The organism is Streptomyces chengmaiensis (assembly GCF_029846775.1).
In the GTDB taxonomy this organism is placed as follows: Bacteria; Actinomycetota; Actinomycetes; order Streptomycetales; family Streptomycetaceae; genus Streptomyces; species Streptomyces chengmaiensis.
The window spans coordinates 1-304 of sequence record NZ_JARWBG010000146.1 but is presented as its reverse complement, the minus strand read 5'-3'; the positions used below and the strand labels follow the sequence as shown (position 1 = coordinate 304).

General features: G+C 70.7%; 1 protein-coding gene. It reads left to right on the top strand.

What is annotated here, in order from left to right:
• On the top strand, positions 1 to 304 hold a 304-nt coding region (locus QCN29_RS36790; RefSeq protein WP_279933610.1), incomplete at both ends, for a methionine adenosyltransferase domain-containing protein.

Sequence of the window (304 nt, the reverse complement as noted above, 5' to 3'; positions counted from 1 at the left end):
CTACCGGCTGCTGGTGAACCCGACGGGCCGGTTCGAGATCGGCGGTCCGATGGGCGACGCGGGTCTGACCGGCCGGAAGATCATCATTGACACGTACGGCGGGATGGCGCGGCACGGCGGTGGCGCGTTCTCCGGCAAGGACCCGTCCAAGGTGGACCGTTCCGCGGCGTACGCGATGCGCTGGGTCGCCAAGAACGTCGTCGCGGCCGGGCTCGCGGCCCGCTGCGAGGTCCAGGTGGCGTATGCGATCGGCAAGGCCGAGCCCGTCGGCCTGTTCGTCGAGACCTTCGGCACCGAGACCGTG